The organism is Pedobacter sp. 22226, from assembly GCF_052045455.1.
Taxonomy (GTDB): domain Bacteria; phylum Bacteroidota; class Bacteroidia; order Sphingobacteriales; family Sphingobacteriaceae; genus Pedobacter; species Pedobacter jeongneungensis.
The window spans coordinates 397713-416690 of the sequence record NZ_JBQEPB010000002.1; the positions used below are offsets into that span (position 1 = coordinate 397713).

The 18978-nt window shown below is 36.1% G+C and carries 18 protein-coding genes; 5 read left to right on the forward strand and 13 right to left on the reverse strand.

Translation table 11 applies throughout. The features are described 5' to 3' along the window. Window positions 1-19 precede the first annotated feature (19 nt). The 12 genes from ACTJKC_RS05110 to ACTJKC_RS05165 form a co-directional block, all read right to left on the reverse strand. The gene (locus tag ACTJKC_RS05110; protein ID WP_440790574.1) at window positions 20-1204 is read right to left on the reverse strand and encodes a glycosyltransferase; all 1185 of its coding nucleotides are present in this window, start codon (window positions 1202-1204) and stop codon (window positions 20-22) included. Beyond that, window positions 1191-2309, reverse strand: a complete 1119-nt coding sequence (locus ACTJKC_RS05115; RefSeq protein WP_440790575.1) for a DegT/DnrJ/EryC1/StrS family aminotransferase — start codon at window positions 2307-2309, stop codon at window positions 1191-1193. The genes ACTJKC_RS05110 and ACTJKC_RS05115 overlap by 14 nt, the downstream gene beginning before the upstream one ends. 2 nt (window positions 2310-2311) lie before the next feature. Then, entirely contained in the window at window positions 2312-3064 is a 753-nt protein-coding gene (locus ACTJKC_RS05120; RefSeq protein ID WP_440790576.1) for a class I SAM-dependent DNA methyltransferase, read from the reverse strand. Continuing rightward, the gene (locus tag ACTJKC_RS05125; RefSeq protein ID WP_440790577.1) at window positions 3048-3497 is read right to left on the reverse strand and encodes a hypothetical protein; all 450 of its coding nucleotides are present in this window, start codon (window positions 3495-3497) and stop codon (window positions 3048-3050) included. The genes ACTJKC_RS05120 and ACTJKC_RS05125 overlap by 17 nt, the downstream gene beginning before the upstream one ends. Further along, window positions 3494-4534 (reverse strand): glycosyltransferase family A protein, encoded by a 1041-nt coding sequence (locus ACTJKC_RS05130; RefSeq protein ID WP_440790578.1) that lies wholly within the window; start codon window positions 4532-4534, stop codon window positions 3494-3496. Before ACTJKC_RS05130 ends, ACTJKC_RS05125 begins: the two co-directional genes overlap by 4 nt. 2 nt (window positions 4535-4536) lie before the next feature. Next, window positions 4537-5796, reverse strand: coding sequence for an ABC transporter ATP-binding protein (locus ACTJKC_RS05135; protein ID WP_440790579.1), 1260 nt, complete (start codon window positions 5794-5796; stop codon window positions 4537-4539). A gap of 51 nt (window positions 5797-5847) precedes the next feature. Beyond that, complete coding sequence (locus ACTJKC_RS05140; RefSeq protein WP_344848926.1) at window positions 5848-6702, reverse strand: ABC transporter permease; 855 nt, start codon at window positions 6700-6702, stop codon at window positions 5848-5850. After that, entirely contained in the window at window positions 6695-7885 is a 1191-nt protein-coding gene (locus ACTJKC_RS05145) for a glycosyltransferase family 4 protein (RefSeq protein WP_440790580.1), read from the reverse strand. The genes ACTJKC_RS05140 and ACTJKC_RS05145 overlap by 8 nt, the downstream gene beginning before the upstream one ends. After that, a complete protein-coding gene (asnB, locus tag ACTJKC_RS05150) occupies window positions 7875-9662 on the reverse strand; it encodes an asparagine synthase (glutamine-hydrolyzing) (RefSeq protein ID WP_440790581.1) in 1788 nt (595 codons plus the stop codon). The genes ACTJKC_RS05145 and asnB overlap by 11 nt, the downstream gene beginning before the upstream one ends. Before the next feature lie 190 nt (window positions 9663-9852). Further along, window positions 9853-10356 carry a UpxY family transcription antiterminator gene (locus tag ACTJKC_RS05155; protein ID WP_344848932.1) on the reverse strand — a complete coding sequence of 168 codons (504 nt, stop codon included), beginning with the start codon at window positions 10354-10356 and terminating at the stop codon, window positions 9853-9855. A gap of 50 nt (window positions 10357-10406) precedes the next feature. Next, window positions 10407-12812 carry a GumC family protein gene (locus tag ACTJKC_RS05160; protein ID WP_440790582.1) on the reverse strand — a complete coding sequence of 802 codons (2406 nt, stop codon included), beginning with the start codon at window positions 12810-12812 and terminating at the stop codon, window positions 10407-10409. Continuing rightward, the gene (locus tag ACTJKC_RS05165; RefSeq protein ID WP_440790583.1) at window positions 12812-13573 is read right to left on the reverse strand and encodes a polysaccharide biosynthesis/export family protein; all 762 of its coding nucleotides are present in this window, start codon (window positions 13571-13573) and stop codon (window positions 12812-12814) included. Before ACTJKC_RS05165 ends, ACTJKC_RS05160 begins: the two co-directional genes overlap by 1 nt. A gap of 319 nt (window positions 13574-13892) precedes the next feature. Here ACTJKC_RS05165 and ACTJKC_RS05170 point away from each other — a divergent pair, with 319 nt between their 5' ends. After that, a complete protein-coding gene (locus ACTJKC_RS05170) occupies window positions 13893-14231 on the forward strand; it encodes a hypothetical protein (protein WP_440790584.1) in 339 nt (112 codons plus the stop codon). Between the two features lie 47 nt (window positions 14232-14278). Here the strand turns inward: ACTJKC_RS05170 and ACTJKC_RS05175 are convergent, their stop codons facing one another. Further along, window positions 14279-14752: a hypothetical protein gene (locus ACTJKC_RS05175; RefSeq protein ID WP_440790585.1), complete on the reverse strand. Its 474-nt coding sequence runs from the start codon at window positions 14750-14752 to the stop codon at window positions 14279-14281. 245 nt (window positions 14753-14997) lie between these two features. Between ACTJKC_RS05175 and ACTJKC_RS05180 the strand changes: the two genes are divergently transcribed. The 4 genes from ACTJKC_RS05180 to ACTJKC_RS05195 all read left to right on the forward strand — a co-directional run bounded on the left by ACTJKC_RS05180 (window position 14998) and on the right by ACTJKC_RS05195 (window position 18941). Then, window positions 14998-15387, forward strand: a complete 390-nt coding sequence (locus tag ACTJKC_RS05180; protein WP_440790586.1) for a hypothetical protein — start codon at window positions 14998-15000, stop codon at window positions 15385-15387. Between the two features lie 432 nt (window positions 15388-15819). Next, window positions 15820-16335, forward strand: a complete 516-nt coding sequence (locus ACTJKC_RS05185; RefSeq protein ID WP_440790587.1) for a hypothetical protein — start codon at window positions 15820-15822, stop codon at window positions 16333-16335. 682 nt (window positions 16336-17017) lie between these two features. Further along, complete coding sequence (locus tag ACTJKC_RS05190) at window positions 17018-17758, forward strand: glycosyltransferase family 2 protein (protein WP_440790588.1); 741 nt, start codon at window positions 17018-17020, stop codon at window positions 17756-17758. A 103-nt stretch (window positions 17759-17861) separates the two neighbouring features. Then, on the forward strand, window positions 17862-18941 hold the full coding sequence (locus ACTJKC_RS05195) for an MraY family glycosyltransferase (protein WP_440790589.1): 1080 nt from the start codon (window positions 17862-17864) through the stop codon (window positions 18939-18941). Window positions 18942-18978: the final 37 nt, after the last annotated feature.

Sequence of the window (18978 nt, forward strand, 5' to 3'; positions counted from 1 at the left end):
ACAACAAAAAGTAAATCTTTTAACTTCCCCATGTTCTCCTGATCGTCATACTTTCCAAAAACATGTTTTCTATAATTTTCAAAGAATTTTCGATATTAAAATGATCCGTTAAATTTTGATTTTTCGTTTTAATATTCTGTTTATCGAATGTTTCCAGCTCGATTAATGAGTTGAGAATAGAATGTTTATCTTTGGGATCAAAATAAATGGCATTGTCCCCCATCATTTCTTGATGTCCTTTAAGATTTGAGCATGCAAGGTTGCAGTTGAAATAATTTGCTTCTAATAATGGCATATTGGTTGGACCCAAAAATGATGGGAAAACTGTGCCAACAGCCTTTTTATACATCCATTTTAATTCTTCGTTGCTCACAAATCCAGGAATTACCACATTGGCATTGATATTTAATTCGTTGACAATTTCTTTGATATATTTTTGATTGACGTGATCAGCTCCGGTTAATACCAATCTGAAATCAGGATGTTGCTGCAAAAAAAGATGAAATGCTAAAATTAAATTATAGTGGTTTTTGTGTGGCCAGAATTGAGCGGGATACACAAAAAAACGTTCATTTTCATTAAGCCAATTTGGTTGACCTGGAATAATGGTGTCAGAAATAATCTTGCTTGGAAATAGGGGTAAAATTTTTAACTTTTCCTCAAAAACATGGTAATTTTCTAAAATTTCTTTCTTTCCCTGTTCCGATTCTACGCCAACAAGTAATGCCTTGCTCAAATTTTTGGCAATTGTTTCTTCTCTATAATCCCAATTTCCATCCATTGCCATTTCAGGAAAAGGATAGGTGGTTTTATGCCCTAAATCCCAATGTACTATGATGAAAGGGAAGTTGTTAATGATTTTATCTGGCGTAGCATAGAAAATAAGGTCAATTTTATTTTCCTTTAAAATTTTTACCGCGTTCGTAAAATTCCTTTGAATGTCTTGTCTGGGTACATGAGATCTAAAAAACTTGTGATAAAAATTTGTCCTTTTTTTCTCCAAATAGCTTTCTGTGAATGGAATATTAATTACTGGTTTATTTAAGGTGATATTTAGGTTAAACCCAGCAAAATAAATTTCGATCCCATTTTCAAAATTTCGATTATCGAGCCCAGAAATGATTTGTGAAAAAAAACCATATCCACCACCAGCTTCAGGAGCGTAATTCAGGTCAACCCAAACTGCAATTTTAAAAGCTTTCATATATTGTTTTAACTACAATATCAATATCTGTTTCTTTCAAACCCAATCCGCTCGGCAAGTAAAAGCCATTTCTAGCTAATCTTTCTGCAACGGGGTAATTTTCGTTTTTAAACAACCCCATCTTTTGAAATACAGGTTGTTCATGCATGCACCAAAAGAAAGGCCGGGTACCGATTTTGTTTTTGGTGAGATGAGCTATTATGTTTTCTTTTTCGGCTAAGGTTGGTGCAATCAAACCGAATATCCAATAAATATTCTTGCTAAAATCTGTTTTTGCAAGAGGCAGTTGGTACCCTTTTTCTTGTAAGAAAGAAAGCCTTTGTTGGTAATTTGCACCTATTTCTCTTTTCTTAATTATAAAACCTTCAAGTTGTTCCAATTGTGCTACACCTAGTGCTGCCTGTAGGTTTGTCATCCGGTAGTTCCAGCCTATTTCGTGGTGGACAAAGCGGGGACCATTAGGCTCAAAGCAGAGGTTCCGGAGTTTTTTACATCTATCTGCCAGCTTTCTGCTGTTAGTGAGAAGCATGCCACCTTCACCGGTAGTAATGTGTTTATTTGGATAAAAACTAAAAATGCTAATATCGCCGAAACTACCACAGATTTTACTGTCATAGGTTTGCCCGTGCATTTCGGCTGCATCTTCGATTATCTTGAGCTTGTATTTTTTTGCTAGCGTCAACACCGGCTCCATATCCACTGGTAATCCATAGACATGAACTACTAAAATGGCCTTAGTTCGGGCGGTAATCTTCGCTTCGATTTGCATTACATCCATATTCCAAGTGAGTGGATCACTATCTACTAAAACTGGCAACGCACCGGCAGTAACAACAGATTGCGCTGGAGAGATAATCGTGAAGGTAGGCATAATCACTTCGTCTCCAGGGCCAATATTTAAAGCTTTAATTGCAATATCTAAGGCTGCGGAACCATTACTAACCGCAATTCCATGCAAACTACCAATATATTTACTAAATTGTTCTTCAAATTTGTTAATAAAAGGCCCTTCACTACTGATCCAGCCAGTTTCAATACATTCAGTTACATATTTTAACTCATTGCCATTTAGAAGTGGGGTATTAACAGGAATAGGTTGATGCATTTTTAAATTTTCTTTAAAATATAAGAAACTCCCCAAGTGTGTATTGAAGGACTTTCTTTAGTAAGAAATGCTTCGGTATGCACGAACTCAAAACCAGTTGCATAGGCTAAAATCTCAATTTCTGGTCTGCTGAAATGTCGCATGGGATGTTGCTCCTTAAAGGAATGAATTGTACCGTCTTTAAGTTCGTTTACAGTAATATCATAATTAACTTCAACAACATTTAATTCGGCATAGATTACAGGATTTGCAATTCTAGTGACCTCAATATTTTGATTTCGAAGTATTTTAGTTCGTTTTTCCGGTATTTGGAAATTTACAGCAGCACTGTGCCAAACATCGAAAATGAATAGACCATCTATGTTTAAGCTCTGATGAACATTCTTGAATGTTTTGATCAAATTATCATTGTTAGTTAGGTAGCTGATCACATGAAAAAGAGATAGAGCGATATCAAAAGAGGTGTTTGATCTAAAGTCAGTAATATCTGCAACCTGAAAAATCACTCCTTCTTTTTTATTTTGGTTTGCAATTTCGACCATTTCTGGACTCTGCTCAATACCGAGAATTTGATATCCTTTCTCTGCTAACAAATTTGCATGTTTGCCAGTTCCCGAGCCTAACTCTATAATTTTATTGCCTTTAGAATGGTATTTATCAAGTAAACTAATTAGATAGTCGGTTTCTGCCGCATAATCTTTGTCTCTATAAAGCAAATCGTAATATTGGCTGTAAAGCTTAAAGTTCTGGCTCATCACCTTTGGTTATTATATTAATGTTTTCTGGCTTGTGGTCAAATTTAACTTTGTCTTCATCACCACAATAAGGACCTTGTTTAATTTCGATCATTTCGGCATTTTCTAAGATTTCAAATCCATGTCCACCTGCAGCTAATAAAATTACATCGCCAGTTTCCAAAATTCTGCTTTCTAAATAGTCTTGGTCATCATTATAAAAATCAACTCTTACTTTTCCATTTTTAACATATAAAACTTCTTGCGTTAAAGTTACTTTTCGCTCAACCAGATTATGTACATGCGGTTCGATGATATATCCTTTCGGCCTGTTCATATAGCCCAATTGTTGAGAAAAGTCTCCTGGAGTAAAGAAAGATATCCCTTGCTTTTTGTAATTGGCTCTAATGATAATGGCCAATTGATTTTCTTGGTAAATTATTTTTTCGATCATGAATTTGGAAGGTTATAATCCCAATAGTTTTCTTTCAATACCCACTCCTTTACAATTCTGTCGTTATTAAAATGGCTTTGATGAAAATTGTAACCGTCTGTTTCCGTTTGCGCTAGACTATTGAATAGTGCTTTTATCTCCTTGGGAAGCGGTTTTTTGCTTTTCGAAACAAAGATTTTTACCCATCTATAATAAGGATGCAGCCTATCCCTCAGTTTTTTCTTCAGTGGTTTTACCTCTTCTTTGCCTTTATTAGTCTCTTCTTGAGGCTGGTTAGCAATTCTTAAATTTGTATAAGAGTTGCATACACCTTGATAAAAAGCTCTTTTTTTAAAATATTCAAAAGTTAATCTACTCTTCGGTACATAATGTTTTAACATTAAGCCTGGAATGTATTTTGCTGACAAATTATTTTTTATCGCCCGTAACGTAAGTCCCGTTTCACCATCTCCTTGAAATTTCTGTAAGTGCTCCGGTATGCAATCCGGATGAAAGCCACCAAGAGAAATTAAAGTGCTTTTTCGGATACAGAAATTGAGACCCCATACAAAATTTGGGTCAATGTCGACTTCATTATTCCCAAAATCTAAGAGACTTAACCAAGAACAGTAATTGCCTTCATAGGCTTTTTCCCAAAAATATCGCAACCAAACTGGTGGAGCAGTTTCATAATCGGGTAAGCAAGGACCAGTTGCTAAATGCAAGTCATTATTCATTAGAAAAGAATCATACAAGTTCTTGACGTAATTGGAATTTAATTCTACATCATCATCTAAGAAACATAGCACCTCTCCGGATGCCATTTCGGCACCACGGTGCCTACCAGTGAGTAAGCCAGGTATTTCATTGAATTCGTAAAGAATAGTCGGTATTTTTGTTATAAAACATTCAACAATCTCTTTTGTGTTATCTATTGATCCATTATCAATAATGATAACCTCGATGTTATTGTCTAAATTTTGCCTAGCAATACTTTCTAATGTTGCTTTTAGGAGCGTAGCTCGATTAAGCGTTGGAATGATAATCGAAATAGTCAAAATTACTCTTGATTAAAATATTTGATTTCAGCTGTAGTCGGTGCTGAGATAAATCCATCGCTTTTATAATATGGAAATACACGATCTTTGGTGGGACTTTGTGTAATTTCGAATACTAACACGTCTTCATGGCGATCGTAAGTAATTGTATTTTGTGGACCGATCCATGGACTTATGGAATAAAAACCAGGAACCAGACCAGTAAGTGCAATAACTAAATCAATATCAATTATACCTTTTTGAATAATAATAAATGGAGTTGCTGAGGGCATTGATTGGATTATAGGTTTGCCTTGATCATCTTTTATATCAAAAGTAATGAATGCTGGAGCATTTTTAGAATCAGAAACCAGTTGGGCTTTAATATTTAATAATAGATTAGGTTGGCTCCCAGTGATGTTAATGGTAACGAAATCGAACCTCGGAAAATAGTTATTATGAAGGTTGTCCCATCTCAATATTTCATTCTGATTAAACTGTTGATATATTCTAATCGCTTCCTCAACGTTTGAAGCGATTTTTACTTTACCATTTTCTAATACTATACCATTTTTGCAAAGAGAAGATACCGCATCCATATTATGGCTCACAAAAAGTACAGTCCTTCCTTCGCCCTTACTTACTTCGCCCATCTTGCCCAAACACTTTTTCTGAAATTCTGCGTCACCTACAGCAAGTACTTCATCTACAATTAATATTTCGCTTTCTAAATGCGCAGCAACGGCAAAGGCCAGACGCACATACATGCCTGAACTATATCTTTTTACTGGTGTATCCAAATAACGTTCAATTCCTGCAAAATCTACAATTTCATCCAGTTTGCGTTGGATTTCTTTTTTACGCATACCTAAAATAGCACCATTTAAAAAAATATTTTCCCTACCGCTAAGCTCTGGATGGAAACCGGTACCTACTTCCAATAAACTTGCAATTCGGCCCTTGCCTGAGATTTTACCGGTAGTAGGGGCTGTAACTTTGCTTAATATTTTGAGTAAAGTACTTTTTCCTGCTCCGTTTCTGCCTATAATGCCTACTGCATCTCCTTGCTCAATTTCGAAATTAATATCTTTTAAGCTCCATACTACATCGCTTTCACTTTTGGTATTTTGGTCATTACTTTCCCCGATCCGCAAAAATGGATCTTCTTTACCCCGAATGCGCGCATACCAACGTTCTAAATCGCGGCTGATCGTTCCTGTACCAATTTGGCCCAATTGATAAGCCTTACTTAGGTTTTCTACTTTTATTGCAATGTTAGACATTTAAAATATGCTTAAAGTTGTGCTTTCCGTTATCCATCTTCCATTTCCCATTTATACGGTGTCAACAAAATTCCGTTCTACCTTATTAAAAACCACAGTACCAACCAATAGTAAAACTATAGTAACAATTGTAGCACAACCTAAACTAAACCAGCTAAAGCTCCCTTGTCCTAAAAATCCATATCTAAAAGTTTCAATAATTGGCGTCATCGGATTATACTCAATAATCCAGGCATATGCCGGATATTTCTTAATAGCCTCAGATAGGGGGTAGATTACAGTAGTAGCGTACATTAATAACTGCACACCAAAACCGATGAGAAAAGCCAGATCCCTATATTTCGTAGTCATGGCTGAGATAATCATCCCTGCACCCAAACCCAATAAAGCCATTAATATTACAATTACCGGGAACAGACAAATTGCCCAGCTGATGTTGAAATTTGCGCCTGAAAAATAATAATAGGCCATTAATATGAGAAATAACAACATCTGTACGCCAAATCGCACCAGATTACTTACCACAATACTTAATGGCATAATTAACCTTGGGAAATATACTTTGCCGAAAATACTAGCATTATCCCTAAAAACAGATGATGTTTTGGTTAAACAATCAGCAAAGTAATTCCAGGCCGTAATGCCGGCCATGTAAAATAAGGGCTTCGGCAGGCTATCAGTTGAGATGCCTGCGAGGTTGCCAAAAATAAAGGTAAAAATGATGGTGGTAAACAGGGGTTGAATAAAAAACCAGAGCGGGCCTAAAATGGTCTGTTTATAAAAAGAAACGAAATCTCTTCTCACTAATAATACCAACAGATCCCGGTATGCCCAAACCTCATTCAGCTTTAAATCGAGTAAGGATGATTTTGCCTCGATGGTCCATAGTTGTTCCTCTTTAACCATAAATTTTGGGGTTAACCAATCCTGAATATTGTATTTGATCCATTTTTTCGGTGTGATTAATCATCCCGTTTAAAAGCAAGCTTTTTACGGATTGAAGATAAGGTGCATATCCAAATGCCTCCATACATTTTTCCTGAAGATTTTTTTTATCGCTTTCGTTTTGTTTGTGCTCCAATAAATTACAAATACTAATTAAAATGCCTTCCTGATCATCAGGATCAACAAGTACCCCCAGGGTTCCTCCCTGAAGTGCATCTACACTTCCGTCTTTATTGCCTGCAATTACCCTTAAACCGCTGGCTAATGCTTCGATAAATACAATGCCAAATCCTTCTTTTTTACTTGGCAAAATAAAGATGTCGGATAATAAAAAATGTTCGGTAATTTCCGTCTCATCAATAAAACCAATCATTCTAATGTGATTCTGAAGATTGTTTTTTATAATTAACTCATCTAATCTTTTCTTTTCTATCGCATCCCATTTGCCGCCTAATAAATAAGTTAGCGTTGGGTATTTCTCCAGTAGTTTTGGTAAAAGTTCAATGGTATGGTCGTATCCTTTATATTTTTCAGAAGAGGATAAACGCGATAGTGAGAACAAAATTATATTTTCATCATTTAAACGGTACCTATTCAATAAATCCTTTGGTTTTTCAAACTGCGTAGAGAGGTGGTAAAATGGGTCGAGGCAATTATTTAATATTTCGATTTTTTCAGCCGGTATATGGTGCATATCCATAATCTTTTGAGCTGTAAAATGACTGACACAGATGATTTTATCTAACTGGTTTAAAATCTTGAGTTTGGAATCTGATAACTTTTTCCAGATTTCAATTCCATGCGCCATCAGGTAAATCTTTTTATGGGGATAAACTTTCTTGATGAAATAAACAATATTGATTAAATGAATATGGCTCAATAAAATAACATCTGCCTTTAACCCACTTAAAAAAGATTGAACAACGAACTGCTCTTTTTTTCCTCCAAAGCCTTTAAATTGTTGTTTACTCAAATACCTAGAATCGCGGTCTGTATTTTTATCATACATCGAATACACGGTAGATTGAACAATTTCTTCTTCGCTCAGATCGTATAGAACACGTGATATACTTCTGCACACTTTTTCAATACCGCCGGTTAAACTAAAAGTTTTAAGCGTTAAAAATAATACTTTAACTGGCATGGTAAGTTCTATATAAAGCCAAGGCCGAGCTCCAATGTAATTTGTTTTCTCCGAAGCTTTTGATGAGCGATTTTGCGCGTTTATTGTGGTAACGTGAGGGATCGGCAATATCGCTGTTTTTCCTCATCCACTCCTGAAAAGGAAAGGTGAAGCCCATTTTTGATCTTTTCCATGTTTCTACCGGCAAATCCTCCTTATATGCTTCTACCAGAAGTTTCTTTTTTTGTTCGTAGCTGAATTTGATCTCTGTTGAAATAGAAAGCACTAGGTCAACAAAGTTACGGTCGAGAAAGGGCACCCTAACCTCAACACCATGGCTCATGCTCATAAAATCAGTATCTTTTAACAGCTGGTTTTGCATGTACATGTTAAACTCGAACCAGCTTGCCCGGGTTTCGTTACTGGTTTTTTTGATGCCGGGCTGCAACGGAATTTCTTCCAGGCAATCGATCACCGTTCTCATATCGAGATCCAGTAATTCTGCTATAACATCGGGAGAATACACCCCCCTCAAACATAAATACTCGCCAATGGGAGAATTTAAACTGAGATAATATAACCTTTTAAATTTGGTATTGTTGGAGAAACGCATGCTTCGTAATACGCTTTTACTTAACCAGTTTAAGTTTTGTATTTTATGGATCCTGTCAAAAGAAGGGTAACCGCCAAAAAGTTCGTCAGCCCCCAGGCCAGATAGTACCACTTTTATTCCTTGCTCTTTTGCTGTTTTACATACAAACCAGGTATTAATTCCATCATTTGTAGGTTGATCCATGTTGCTTAATACAGTTTCAAAATTCTGTACAAAATCACGATAGGTAATAAGTTTTTCTATCTTTTGTACTTCAATTTTTTGAAGCAGGCTATTGCGTTGTTTTTTTTCAGAAAAATCTATTTCATTAAAGTTGGCAGAAATGCATGATAGTTTCCTTCCGTTATGTTGATTGGCCAAAATGGTGAGAATACTCGAATCAAGGCCGCCACTAAACAGTACGCCAACATCAACGTCTGATATCATCTGCTGTTTAATGGAGTCCCTCAATTGTTCGCGAATTAGCTCAATGGCGTAACTCTCGTTTCTGATATAAGAAGTGTTTTCAAATTCATGATAGGATTGCACATCGTATTCTGCACTTCTAACATGATATTTTAAAAAGCAGCCCTTCCCCAGGCTGCACACATTTTTTAGTGTAGTATAAGGCTCAGGTATATGTCCGAACGCAAGATAATAAATCCGCCAGTTTTCATTTTCCTGTGAAATTCCGGCATGTTTAAATGCCTTTACTTCAGAAGCAAAAGTTAAGGTTTCATTATTAAAATGGTAATATAAGGGCTTTATGCCATTCTGATCGCGTACCAGGTACACACATTGATGCCTTTTATCATAAATGCTGAACGCAAAAATACCATCCAGTTTTTCGAAAGCATTTTCTCCCCAGTGCTGGTAGGCATAAAGTATTACTTCTGTATCAGTTTGGGTTTTGAATATGTAACCCAGATTAATTAATACAGTCCTGATTTTTTGATAATTGTAAATTTCGCCATTGTAGGTAATGGCAGTATCTTCTTTATGGCTTACCATGGGTTGATGACCATTGGTGGTAAGATCGAGGATTGCCAGTCTTCTGTTTCCCAAACAAACAGATGCATCTTCAGCCATATAAATGCCATGGTCATCTGGTCCACCGTGGTGCATACTATCACACATGGTTTTTACCTGGTAGTTAACTTTTTCTAACGAATTCTTGCTATTTATAATACCTGCTATACGGCACATTGTATTTTAATCCCGACGAATTTTGATACGATCAGATCGCGCTGGATACAGCTTCGCCCTTTCAGTCACATTTTATTTTTAAAAATGAACCGATTAATTTTATGAATAATGTTGATGCTAAAGCATCAGTATTTGCTAAATTAACTCCTCCTCAGCCTATCTCCACATCACTATCCAATCTTTTACATTTCTATAGCGGTTCTACAAAAGCTACGGATGTGTTGATGTTAATTGAATAGCCCATATTTTGTAAACGTAAAATAATACGCTGTTTATTTTGTATAGATACCAATTCGGCAATTATTCCTTTAAAAGGCCCGGCTTTAATCAAAACCCTTTCTCCTGGTTTTATATCATAATCGATCAGCTCAAGATCGGTATCTGTAGCAAGTAAGAGTTTAAGATCATTAATTTGTTGGTCAGGGATAGGGGCGATTTGGCTGGAGAAATAAATAAACCTGGCTACACCATTGGTCATCAAAACTTCTGCATATTCTTTAGCCGAAATATACGCAAACAGATACGATTTAATCAAGGGCTCCTCTACGATTTTTTTACGATCGCTCCATTGTTTAACTGTCTTTTTTAGAGGTAAGTAACTTAAAATCCCTTTTCTGTTTAATTCTTCATGAGCCTTTTTTTCTGCTCTCGACCGCGTATAAACCGGATACCACCTGTAATTTTGATCAATCATTAAACTTAATCTTATTTCGATCTCCCATCATCCTTCTTACCTTTTCAATCTTATTTCTTTTTCCAAAACTCCCACCAGCTCTTCTCATCATCGTAATAGCCACTTTTTCCATAACCGGTATAATTCGAATAATAATATGTTCCGGTATTGCTATGGGCGTAGTTAGTGGTATAGATATTGGCATGTAATTTCTCATCACCAAAAGAATTTAATATAATGGCAATGTTGTTAAGCCCGTATTCTTTTGATAAACGATCAGGGATGGTTGCCGCCCTGAATTTAGAAACACCCGAACGGATAATAAAGAGATTAACATCTGCTTTTCTAATCAATGGGATTGAATCTGATACCAAACCAACAGGTGCTGTATCTATAATGATATACTCATAAGTTTCCCTAAGTTTTTCGAGTAATGTTTCCATTGCTTTGTGGTGCAAAAGCTCCGAAGGGTTTGGCGGTACAGGCCCGGAGGTAATGTAATCAATGTTGTGCCTTTCGTCGGTAAAGATAATATCGGACAAACCGGCCTGTTTAGACAAATAACTGCTCAGGCCAATCCTGTTATCGGAACCAAAAGCATGATGAAGTTTTGATTTACGTAAATCGGCAGCTATGATGATTACTTTTTTCTCAATAATGGAAAGTGTTCCGGCAAGATTTAAACTTACAAATGATTTCCCTTCACCCGAAACTTCAGAAGTAATAGCGATTACCTTGGTATCTTTGTCGCTTGCCATAAAGCTTAGGTTAGTTCTCACAGACCTAACCGATTCAGCAAATATTGACTTTGGCCGCTCTATTGACAAAACACTTTCGCCCGGCTGAACTTTTTTGGGATATTTTAAAATTACCCCGATAATCGGTGTTGTAGTTAAGCCTTCAATGGTTTCTATATCGTAGAGGTAAGGATTTAAAATCCTGACCAGTAAAATTAAGCCAAGGCCCGAAAATAAACCCATAAAGAGGTAAGAAGAATAGATTTTTTTAGGGACTGGGGAAATAGGATAAAAAGAAGGCTGTGCCACGCTGATAATGGTTGCGCCGGATATTACTGCCGCAGAGCTGATCTGTGCTGAAAGTTTTCTTTCAAACAACATGGAGAACATCCTCTGATTGATATCAAAGTTGCTCTGTAACTTGGCGAAATCATTTTGTTTGGCTGGTATGCTGCTAAGTGCCTGATTGGCCTGGCCAATCTGTCCGTTAATATAACTGATGGTTTTTTGGTTGCGCTCATGCAACAACCGGATATTGGTTACAATGGCCTGCTTTACTTCATTAATCTGCCTGTTAATATCCTGGATGGGCTGAGCATCGGCATTAAAGTTTTGTAACTTGTTTTCCCGGTTTATAATAAGCCCGTTAAGTTGGGTTATCAGGCCTGTTAACAGCGTGCTGTTGGTGCCTTCTAAATTAAGGTTGAGTTGAATCCGATCTTTATTATTTTTTACCTGAGTTTCTAGTTGTTGAATGCCAAGTTCCTGCAGCTGTAGCTCAGCAATCTGGTTTTGTAAATTACCAAGTTTAGAACTGCTAATTTGCTTGTCGCTATTTGGATCTATGAGTTTGTTATTGCTTTGAAAGCTAGAAAGTTTATTCCCCGATTTATTTACTTGTGCATCTAAAAAGGCAATCTGGCTGTCTAAATAATCAATGGTTTGTTTGGCCGACCTTTTCTTAAGTGTCGCATCATTTTTTACATATTGTTTTATAATTTCATTAAGTACATTCGCAGAGAAAACCGGGTTACTATCTGTGTGGGTAACGCCCATAATATTCGTATTTTTCTCCTGTTCAAATACGTTTAATCCTCCTGCAGCTCTGCCATATAAATCTCTAAGTCCATTGAATTTGAAACTATAATTCCCGGCAGATGGAATTTCGCTTTTAACAGTAAACACCATATTTCCGGCATTGATGGCCTGACCGTAATGATATTTTTTGAAAACCTTATTATTGTCATCGCTGCTCGATAACTCAAAAGTTTTGCTGTCAACGGGTTTAACAGAATAGGTAGCCCTGCTGAAATTAACAGAATCCTGAGTTAAAATATCAACCTGAAAAGGCTGCTTAGGATAAAGTTCTGTCACCCGTACACGTCCTTCAAGATAATAACTGATTTTATAATCGAGGTTTTTTAAGGCATTTAAAATCACATCTTCCGAGCGCATAATAATCCCTTCAGTCTGTATCTGATTTTGATTAAAAGGACGATAGTTTACAGGTGAACCTGGAAGTGAAGCCATTTGTTGCTGCTGATCGCCATCTAATTTTAGCGAAGCAGAAGTAATGTAAATAGGGGTAATGCTACGCACGTACAGCCAGGCCAGGATAAAACTGATCAGTACCGTTCCGGCAACCCAATACCATCTGCTCAGGAAAATTAAGGTAATTTTCCAATAATTAATGGTTTGGCTGGCTAGTTTCCTGTTTTCGGTTGTTGTTGTATTATCCATTAGCGGGTAAGGGTAAAGATTAATACTGCTAAATTGACTACTACAAGAAAGGGTTGTACAATATTGTTTACACTGGTTAGTTTCTCGCTAAGCGCAGCACTTTTGGTCTGTTGAAGTACAATGATGTCGTTATTTTGAAGCACAAGCTTTTTGCTTGCCAAACTGTTAATGTCGTTCAGGTTGACATAAATAATTTCCGGATGACTTCTATCACCACGAATAATTTTAAGCGTTTTAGGATCGGCTGTTTTATTTATCCCACCTGCTTCACCAATAATGTCAATAAGGGTGGTGTTTTCCCTTTCTAGTAAAAAATTTCCCTGCTTGCTAAATTCACCTAATAAAGTAACCTTTAAATTTACCACACTGAGTTCTATAATAGGGTCGCGTAGCAATTGTTTCGAATATAAGTCCTGTATTTTTATAGCAGCATCCCTTCTGCTCAGGCCTATTACCTCTACTTTTCCGATAGCGGGGAGGTTTACTTTGCCATCAATATCAACTAAATAAGAAAGGGTATTATTGATGGTTCCACCCGCTGTCTGATTACCGCTTGTACCGCTGTTAGTAGAGGCTGTGGCACCAAATTCTTTATTTTGTAAATTTCGGATGGCCAACTGATCATTCACCTTTATTTTATAGTAAGCATCACTAATGCCCTGATCATTTACCACATATACCTGTTTAATAGTGTCGGTAACAATATCACTTGGCGCATTAAACAGACTATGTTCTTTCCTCGAAGCACAGCTTACAAACATTGCGCAAACAGATAAGATGCAAAGAAATTTGATAATTGCTTTTGTTGGGATCATATTCAAGAATCGGGATGTTATATAGTAACTGCCCATGGCAATACACGCAAAATATGGGTTAAAGATGCTCAAAAAAAAATTAATGGGAAAATGATTTCGGGCTTATCCGATATTATGTCCCTCCATCGGGCTGATTAATTTAAATATTTAATGCTTATATTGATGTACTATCCCGCTTATAATGTAGGAATACATGATTACAACGGTTCTTTTGATCTAATCAGAAAAATTGAGTTAGCATGTTTACAACTTACGGTTGTATTTGATGAAGACATTATACATTATGCGGGCTTATACATTATTCATTTTATTCTTTTTATGGTTTTCGAACTTAGCTTTGGGGCAAACCTATACATGTCCTGATAATAATGTACTCGGCGCTTCGCCCTGCTACATCAGTAATGGATGTATATATAAGGATTTAGGGTTAACCTTACTTGTATGTGCCGATAATTCACATTATTATATTGATAATGGTGATGGAGGAATTGGAGGAAAACGAACGTTCAGCTATTTACTATTACCACTTGATGATTACATTTTTTTATTTGGATTGTTCCCGGTTATTTATTCGTTTTATCATTTAAGACGCAAAGCCGTATAAGATTGGGCAGCTTAGTTCACTAAAAGTTTATTAATATTTTAAAAATTTTATCCCAAGCTAACGTTTTTCATATTATTTCTTTTGAAATGAAAAAAAACAAGCACTGAGGAAGATAATAGTAATAGATAAATATTTGTATCCAATGGGCATACAATTGTAAAGCCGGATTTTGATGGATTATGTACCGTTGATGCGTAATCGAGCTTATTAATGTCACAACCAATTGCAACTGTACCGGAACCACCAGGACTTGGGCCATAAAAATCACTTCCGCCATTTACACAGCTTTCAGGGGCAGAAGTATCATCACTAAATATATAGCGATACTCATTAACTCTTGATGCATCATTTGGATCATATTCATATACTGTCTTGATATATCGGGTGTACATTCTGCCACCAACAAGGCAACCATTAGGTGGAGGAGGGACTGAACTGATAGGGATTGATGCTGAACAGCTTAAACTCCACAACAAACCCGTACAAATTATTGTAACGGCTATACCGATAAATTTATTCATCTTCTGGAAATAAACGACTATGCTTGCAAATATAAGATTTTAAACGAAAACTACAGTTAACAGGTTTTTATCCTTTGCGCAGCCTGTTTAGATTTTGTTATAATCTTTAAACCATAATATTAAGAAAATATTAAATATCGGATACTCATAAATAATGATCGAAAAAATATTTTTCGTATGATTTTATTTACATTTTGGTATTTTTAAAATGCTTTTTAGGACATTTGTGTAAAATTGTACTGGCAATGGTGAAGATTCTATCCCTACTTTTAATTTTGCTTACTACTTCTTTCGGCGCTGTGGCCCAAACAGGATGTTTAGTGCTAAATTTTGATACTTATAGTAAGGTTTTTAATAACCATGAAACTTCTACTCAATTTTACACTGGAAATGGAAATAACTTTGTTTGGTGGGAGGGCGTATGCGGACCACACACTTATCTCGCAACTTCTGGTCCATCTTTAGGTCCCTGTACCTTAAACGGATCTACCAAAACAGGACAGATCTATGCAATTTCTGATACATTTACGGCTCCCTGCGGACTTCCCCTTGATAGCTATAGTATAGTTCTTTTATTTTTTTCAGCAATTGGTGGTATCTACATGCTAAGAAAAGATGTGGTTTTCCTTCATTAGCAGCATCTTAAATTGTTGATATTTCAGCCTCATCCTTCTCAAAAAAAGCATTTATACTGAAGATTAGTTATTATTATAATTTCTAAATTAATACTTTCCAATCTTTTGATTTTGTGACATGATTTATTCGATTTATAAAATCAAAATCTGTAAATCAGCATTTTGTTATTGATAAAAATCAAGCCTTAATTTTGCTAAAAATCTTCCTCTAAAACCATTTCATGCGTATTTATCCAATAGGGCTATCTTTTTGGATTTTTCTGTTTAATCTGTGTAGATGCAATTGTCATATCAATCTGATTTCGTTTATTGTTCATTTTGTTCAAGTGTAAATTAGGTCTATTTTTGTAGTTGTAGTAATACGATTTGTTTGTTTTTTGTTATTTACTGAACGCGTAGTCGCCAATCGAATTTTTGTTAATCCCTTATAAATTGAAACATAGTTTTTATATCCCGTTCTTACTTTTTGTTATTATTTCTTTAAAAAGTTTTGCATCAGATCCAGGTCCAAACTATGGTTGTGTAATCCAAGGTTCACCAGCCAGATTGTATTTTTCTTATAGCACTGATGGTAACCCATTTAATTGGGGAGCAAACCCAAGAACGAGTAACGGGCTATATCACATTTACAATAACAATTCCAGTAATTATGATATATATAACGATACCCAGGGTGATGGATATCATTGTGGTGTAATCAATAGTAAATATGGAGAATATACCCAGGTTGGAGAAGTTTGTTTTGTATCTAATGGAGGCGGCTATACACAGGGTGACTTGGCAACGTATAGTGTGAACAATTCTACATACTGCGGCACCAATTCGTTGCCTATCGACAACCATGCAGTTATTGTTTTTGTATTAATAGGAATTGGAGGCTTCTTCTATATCAGGAAATATGGGGTTGGTTTTTTTGATCTTCCCTCTAAGGGAAGTGCAGTGGTGTAACTGATATTGGGTGGATTCAATATTAAAATTATTCTTAAAAAGAATGATAGTGTTAGGTTACATAGTACATTTCTTAATTAATGTTCACTTTGTAGTTGAATAAAACGAACAACTAATTCATCAGTTCAGCTGGCTAATTTTATCACAAATCAATAATTGATAGGTGATGAAGAGATTAGTTTTTGCTATCTTATTTCTATTTAGCGTTAAAAACATTTTAGCTCAAGGATCAGCAACAGGGTGTTTAATTCCTTATTATAATAGTGTTTATACATCTAATGCACTTGAAATACTTGGTACATCCCAGTTATATAACAAATCTCCATCAACACCCTTATCTGCTAATTACTGTAGCTGGACCCCAAGTAGTACTGCAGCATCGTGCGTAATCTGTGATGGTACACTAGGTGTTGACTTGCTTGGCATCAAGATATGTTTGTTGGGAAGTTTTCGGTACGGTTCAGAAGGAACATTTACCATGGTCGAATGCAACCTCGACGATTACTCCTGGACCTTTGGCGCCGCTGCAAGCATATTCGGTATATTCGTAATCAGAAGAAGAAATAAATTTTAGTGATTTCAGATCGGCTTTAACATTCGGGTTGATATTGTATTTTCTTATATTTACCTCAATTTTTTGCCTTCATCCCAACAAGAAAGCCAAAGAATCCCATTTGGTAACATGAAAATATCCCTGATCACTGTAGTTTATAATGGTGAAACATTTTTAGAAGAATGTTTTAAGTCAGTGATTGCACAAACGTATTCTGATATAGAATATATTGTCATCGACGGGGGATCGACGGACCAGACACTCAGCATCATTCAACGAAACCGGTCTGATATCGATTATTTTGTTTCAGAGCAAGATAAGGGACTTTACGATGCGATTAACAAAGGGATTCGAAAATCTACTGGTGATATTATCGGAATATTAAATGCAGACGATATGTTTGCAGATATCAATATACTCGCTTCAGTAGCAGAAACATTTATAACTAATCCGGCGATAGATGGAGTATATGGCGATCTGGATTACATTCACCCTATAACAAACAAAATAGTAAGGAAATGGCGATCAGGACAAACAACAGCTGAAGAAATTAAAAAAGGATGGATGCCCGCTCACCCCACTTTGTATTTAAAAAGAACTTTATTTGAAAAGTATGGAGATTACGCCCTCGATTTAGGCACAGCAGCAGATTACGAACTTATATTACGTTATTTTTATACCCATAGAATTAAAGCGGTACATATGCCGGTATTAATGGTTAATATGCGGATGGGAGGGGTAAGTAATCAATCTTTAAAAAGCAGATTTTATGCGTTTATAAATGATTACAAGGCACTAAGGAGGAATAACTTATCAAATGCACTCTTAGTTTTGCTTAAAAAGAAACTAAGTAAAATCAGCCAGTTTTAGTAGTATAGGGCGTTCTGAAATTTGATATTTATCATGTAAAACCTTTATTGCTTTCATTTAGTTAACACTACTATAGTTATATTTGCTTTAAGTCCCACAAGTTTTGTTAGAGCGTGTACTAAATACCCATCCCAGTTATTTCTATCTTGCCATTTTTATACTGGCTTTTTCCATTGTAATTTTAAGTATTCCGAGTGTAATTTATACCTCGTTAAAATATGGGCTTTTCGATAAAAATGATCTTCACCGAAAAACCCATAAGCGTAATATTTCCCGTTTGGGTGGTTTGGCCATTGTAGGAAGTTTTACCATCAGTATTCTTCTTTTTTCCTCCATCATTAACTTTAAAGAAGCTAACTTTTTAATTGCATCCAGCATTATTCTCTCCGCCCTCGGGTTAAAAGATGATGTTTACGGAACCAATACCAGTACTAAATTTGTTCTGCAAATTGTGGTGGCCTTTATACTTGTGTTTTTTGGCGCGTTTCGTTTAACCAGCCTGTACGGTGTATTAGGTATTGGAGATATGGCACCCATCTGGGGAGGCGTGTTTTCCATAGCTTTGATTATTTTTCTGAACAATGCATTTAACCTGATTGATGGTATAGACGGCCTGGCAAGTGGAATAGGCATTTTTACCAGTTTAACCTTTGGGGTGCTGTTTATGCTAATGGGACAGATTCCTTACGCATTCATTGCATTTGCACTGGCAGGGGCCATCGGTGGTTTCTTAAAATACAACTGGTTCCCGGCGAAGATTTTTATGGGAGATACCGGAGCACTTATTATTGGTCTTATTTCTGCCGCATTGGCCATTAAATTTATAGAACTTAATAAGTTTACAGGCAAAAATCACCCGGCCTTTTATTCTGCACCTGCAATTGCAGTATCGATACTAATTGTACCTATATTCGATTCGTTAAGGGTTTTTACCATCAGGATATTAAAAGGTAAATCGCCATTCAGAGGCGACCGTAATCATATTCACCACCGTTTAGAAAAACTGGGCTTAAAGCCAAGTTTGATTGTTGTTTCCACTGTAGGGTTTAACATTATTATTCTTGCTGCAACCATTGCACTACAGGATTTGGGAAACTTTGTTTTAATCCTGATGATTATCGGTATTTGTATGGTTTTTAATAGCGTGCTCACACTAAGTTTATTACAAAAGGCAAAGAAATAATTCAGCCGTTACCTCAAATTTGCCACCTTTTAAACCC

Bases quoted from the DNA above. Each gene is read 5' to 3' on its own strand.
- ACTJKC_RS05110 (WP_440790574.1), bottom strand. From the start codon at position 1,204: ATGAAAGCTTTTAAAATTGCAGTTTGGGTTGACCTGAATTACGCTCCT.
- ACTJKC_RS05115 (WP_440790575.1), bottom strand. From the start codon at position 2,309: ATGCATCAACCTATTCCTGTTAATACCCCACTTCTAAATGGCAATGAG.
- ACTJKC_RS05120 (WP_440790576.1), bottom strand. From the start codon at position 3,064: ATGAGCCAGAACTTTAAGCTTTACAGCCAATATTACGATTTGCTTTAT.
- ACTJKC_RS05125 (WP_440790577.1), bottom strand. From the start codon at position 3,497: ATGATCGAAAAAATAATTTACCAAGAAAATCAATTGGCCATTATCATT.
- ACTJKC_RS05135 (WP_440790579.1), bottom strand. From the start codon at position 5,796: ATGTCTAACATTGCAATAAAAGTAGAAAACCTAAGTAAGGCTTATCAA.
- ACTJKC_RS05140 (WP_344848926.1), bottom strand. From the start codon at position 6,702: ATGGTTAAAGAGGAACAACTATGGACCATCGAGGCAAAATCATCCTTA.
- ACTJKC_RS05145 (WP_440790580.1), bottom strand. From the start codon at position 7,885: ATGCCAGTTAAAGTATTATTTTTAACGCTTAAAACTTTTAGTTTAACC.
- asnB (WP_440790581.1), bottom strand. From the start codon at position 9,662: ATGTGCCGTATAGCAGGTATTATAAATAGCAAGAATTCGTTAGAAAAA.
- ACTJKC_RS05155 (WP_344848932.1), bottom strand. From the start codon at position 10,356: ATGATTGATCAAAATTACAGGTGGTATCCGGTTTATACGCGGTCGAGA.
- ACTJKC_RS05160 (WP_440790582.1), bottom strand. From the start codon at position 12,812: ATGGATAATACAACAACAACCGAAAACAGGAAACTAGCCAGCCAAACC.
- ACTJKC_RS05165 (WP_440790583.1), bottom strand. From the start codon at position 13,573: ATGTTTGTAAGCTGTGCTTCGAGGAAAGAACATAGTCTGTTTAATGCG.
- ACTJKC_RS05170 (WP_440790584.1), top strand. From the start codon at position 13,893: ATGAAGACATTATACATTATGCGGGCTTATACATTATTCATTTTATTC.
- ACTJKC_RS05175 (WP_440790585.1), bottom strand. From the start codon at position 14,752: ATGAATAAATTTATCGGTATAGCCGTTACAATAATTTGTACGGGTTTG.
- ACTJKC_RS05180 (WP_440790586.1), top strand. From the start codon at position 14,998: ATGGTGAAGATTCTATCCCTACTTTTAATTTTGCTTACTACTTCTTTC.
- ACTJKC_RS05190 (WP_440790588.1), top strand. From the start codon at position 17,018: ATGAAAATATCCCTGATCACTGTAGTTTATAATGGTGAAACATTTTTA.